Here is a 2,472-nt window from a genome sequence, read left to right on the forward strand (position 1 = left end):
TCATAGAGCAATCTTATCAGTAACCCATCACTTCATGGCATTAAAGGATAGCAATCTTATCAATAACTCATGGCTTCATGGCATTCCTAGAGCAATCTTGTCAATAACTTATGGCTTCATGGCATTAAAGGATAGCATCCTATCAATAACTCATGGCTTCATGGCATTCCTAGAGCAATCTTATCAATAACTCATGGCATCGTGGCATTAAAGGATTGCAATCTTATCAATAACTAATGGCTTCATGGCATTCCTAGAGCAATCTTATCAATAACCCATGACATCATGGCATTAAAGGTAGTAATCTTATCAATAACTCATGGCTTCATGGCATTTAAGGATTGCAATCTTGTCAATAACTCATGGCTTTATGGCATTCCTAGAGCAATATTACCAATAACTCATGGCTTCATGGCATTAAAGGATAGCAATCTTACCAATAACTCATGGCTTCATGGCATTCATAGAGCAGTCTTGTCAATAACTCATGGCTTCATGGCATTAAAGGATTGCAATCTTATCCATAACTCATGGCTTCATGGCGTTCCTAGAGCAATCTTATCAATAACTCATGGCATCGTGGCATTAAAGGATTGCAATCTTATCAATAACTCATGGCTTCATGGCATTCCTAGAGCAATCTTATCAATAACTCATGGCATCATGGCATTAAAGGATTGCAATCTTATCAATAACTCATGGCTTCATGCCATTAAAGGATAGCTTCATGGCATTAAAGGTAGTAATCTTACCAATAACTCATGGCTTCATGGCATTAAAGGATAGCAATCTTATCAATAACTCATGGCATTAAAGGATAGCAATCTCATCAATAACTCATGGCATTAAAGGATAGCAATCTTATCAATAACTCATGGTTTCATGGCATTCCTCGAGCAATCTTATCAATAACTCATGGCTTCATGGCATTAAAGGGTTGCAATCTTATCAATAACTCATGGATTCATGGCATTCCTAGAGCAATCTTATGAATAAATCATGGCTTCATGAAATTCCTCGAGCAACCTTATCAATAACTCATGGCTTCATGGCATTAAAGGATAGCAATCTTATCAATACCTCATGGATTCATGGCAATAAAGGATTAGCAATCTTATCAATAACTCATGGCTGCATTGCAGTCCTAGAGCAATCTTATCAATAACTCATGGCGTCATGGCATTAAAGGATAGAAATTTTATCAATATCTCATGGCTTCGTGGAATTAAAGGATAGAAATGTTATCAATAACTCATGGCTTCATGGCATTCCTAGAGCAATCTTATCAATAACTCATTGCTTCATGGCATTCCTAATTTCCTAGAGCAATCTTATCAATAACTCATGGCTTCATGGCATGCCTAGAACAATCTTATCAATAACTCATGGTTTCATGGCATGCCTAGATCAATCTTATCAATAACTCATGGCTTCATGGCATGCCTAGATCAATCTTATCAATAACTCATGGCTTTGTGGCATGCCTAGATCAATTTTATCAATAGCTCATGGCTTCATAGCATGCTTAGATCAATCTTATCAATAACTCATGGCTTTGTGGCATGCCTAGAGTAATCTTATCAATAACTCATGGTTTCATGGCATGCCTAGAACAATTTTATCAATAACTAATGGTTTCATGGCATGCCTAGATCAGTCTTATCAATAGCTCATGGCTTTGTGGCATTCATAGATCAACCATATTGGGAGTGTATTCATTAACATGTTGAGTGTGGTAGGTCATGGCTTCCAGAGTCAGTCAGGTCAAACTAGACTATGACATTAGTATTTATTACATCTACTATAGAGGAGAAAGCTAACTTGAATATTGAGATAATGTGTTAGAGCAACTTATATATATACTCTCAGACTGTTGTTTCAGTGAGCTAGCACTATCAAAGATTTAGTACAGCATTGACATCATCTCATCAAACTTTGTCTTGCCATGATATGGCTGAAAATTTTATCAGTTGATGTTAAACTTAACTCACTGTTCTTAAATCTCCCGGTACATCTATTTGTAGGACTGCTGTGACAAGGTGTATATTAGTACCTCTGATGTTCAAATGCATGCAAACTACCATCGGAAAGATTCAGCCATAATACAGGAAGGATTCCAAAGGTTCAGAGCTACAGAGGATTGTGGTACACCAACTTGTTCATTCTACGGACAAAGAACAACTCATTTTCATTGCCGTCGCTCTGGTTGCAACTTTACATTCAAAAATAAGGCTGATATGGGTAAGTATTTATGTTTTGCATTGATTACACGAAAGCTTGGCTTTTATTTCTCATCCAAAGAACACTGTTAATACTCAAATTTGTTGTTTCAAAAGTAAACATAAGTCATGCTATCAGACTTTTATAAAGTTTATGGCTTCAAGGTGAATGTCATGATCATTTTAACTGCATCAGTGGTGTTATGGTTAGCATGTGCAACATGTCTATCAGCAGGCTGTTGTTTCAGTGAGC

General features: G+C 36.7%; 4 protein-coding genes. All 4 read left to right on the forward strand.

Features of this window, described 5'->3' with window-relative positions:
• Positions 1 to 190: hypothetical protein (locus PSN35_RS07045; RefSeq protein ID WP_300031413.1), on the forward strand; the 190-nt coding region annotated here is incomplete at its 5' end.
• A gap of 95 nt (positions 191 to 285) precedes the next feature.
• Positions 286 to 723, forward strand: coding sequence for a hypothetical protein (locus tag PSN35_RS07050; protein WP_300031416.1), 438 nt, complete (start codon positions 286 to 288; stop codon positions 721 to 723).
• Positions 724 to 839: 116 nt separating this feature from the next.
• Positions 840 to 992, forward strand: coding sequence for a hypothetical protein (locus tag PSN35_RS07055; protein WP_300031419.1), 153 nt, complete (start codon positions 840 to 842; stop codon positions 990 to 992).
• Positions 989 to 1,165 carry a hypothetical protein gene (locus PSN35_RS07060; RefSeq protein ID WP_300031421.1) on the forward strand — a complete coding sequence of 59 codons (177 nt, stop codon included), beginning with the start codon at positions 989 to 991 and terminating at the stop codon, positions 1,163 to 1,165. Before PSN35_RS07055 ends, PSN35_RS07060 begins: the two co-directional genes overlap by 4 nt.
• Positions 1,166 to 2,472: the final 1,307 nt, after the last annotated feature.

Source organism: Candidatus Thioglobus sp. (assembly GCF_028599055.1).
In the GTDB taxonomy this organism is placed as follows: domain Bacteria; phylum Pseudomonadota; class Gammaproteobacteria; order PS1; family Pseudothioglobaceae; genus Thioglobus_A.